The 1,152-nt window shown below is 65.9% G+C and carries 1 protein-coding gene; it reads right to left on the bottom strand.

The genetic code is table 11. The features are described from left to right. The coding region (murC, locus tag VYI76_RS16630; protein ID WP_326525931.1) for a UDP-N-acetylmuramate--L-alanine ligase at positions 1-1,133 on the bottom strand (1,133 nt) is incomplete at its 3' end. Positions 1,134-1,152 lie beyond the last annotated feature (19 nt).

The following is a 1,152-nucleotide window of genomic DNA, read 5'->3' as shown; positions in this document are numbered from 1 at the left end:
ACCACGTCGGCGTCGTTGAAACAGGCGCAGAACTGGGTGAAGAGATCGCGCAGCCGCGTATAGCGGTGCGGCTGGTGCACCGCGATCACCCGGCCCTTCGTCGCCTGCCGCGCCGCCTTCAGGACGGCCGCGATCTCGACCGGGTGATGGCCGTAGTCGTCGATGATCGTGACGCCGTTCACGGTCGCGACCTTGGTGAAGCGCCGGCTCACGCCCTTGAAGCCCGCGAGCGCGGCCCGGATCGCTTCCTTGGAGATCTTCAGATGCCGCGCCACCGCCACGGCGGCGAGCGCGTTCGAGACGTTGTGATCGCCGGTCATCGGCAGCTTAAGCCCCTCGATCACCTGTCCTTCCGCGTTGAGCACCACGTCGAACTTCGCGCCGCCGTTCTCGAACACGAGATTCTTCGCCTGCACATCCGCCTGCGGGCTGAAGCCATAGGTCGCGATGCGCCGGTCCGAAACACGCCCCACCAGCGCCTGCACCTCCGGATGGTCGATGCAGCAGACCGCGAGGCCGTAGAACGGGATATTGGAGACGAAGGTGTCGAAGCCCGCCTTCAGCGTTTCGAAATCGCCGTAATGGTCGAGATGCTCGGGGTCGATATTGGTGATGACTGCGATCGTGGCAGGGAGCTTGTTGAAGCTGCCGTCGCTCTCGTCGGCCTCGACCACCATCCAGTCGCCCGCGCCGATGCGCGCGTTCGATCCATAGGCATGGATCACCCCGCCATTCACCACGGTCGGGTCCATTCCCCCCGCGTCGAGGAGCGCGGCGACCATCGAGGTCGTCGTGGTCTTGCCATGCGTGCCCGCCACGGCGACGTTGGACTTCAGCCGCATCAGCTCCGCCAGCATCTCCGCGCGCCGCACGACGGGCAGGTGCTTCGCCCGCGCCGCGTCGAGTTCCGGATTCCCGGGCTTGATCGCCGAGGAGATCACCATCACCTGGGCGTTCTCGATGTTCTCGGCCTTCTGGCCGATGAAGATCGTCGCGCCCTGCCGCGCGAGCCGCTCGGTGATCGGGCTCGCCTTGAGATCGGAGCCCTGCACCGTGAAGCCGTGGTTCAGGAGCACCTCGGCGATGCCGGACATGCCAATGCCGCCGATGCCGGTGAAATGGATCGCACCGATATCGTGCGGAAGCCTGGTC

It is taken from the genome of Sphingomonas sp. (assembly GCF_035910975.1).
In the GTDB taxonomy this organism is placed as follows: domain Bacteria; phylum Pseudomonadota; class Alphaproteobacteria; order Sphingomonadales; family Sphingomonadaceae; genus Sphingomonas.
The sequence above is the reverse complement of the archived record's forward strand: the minus strand, read 5'-3'. Positions and strand labels throughout refer to the sequence as shown.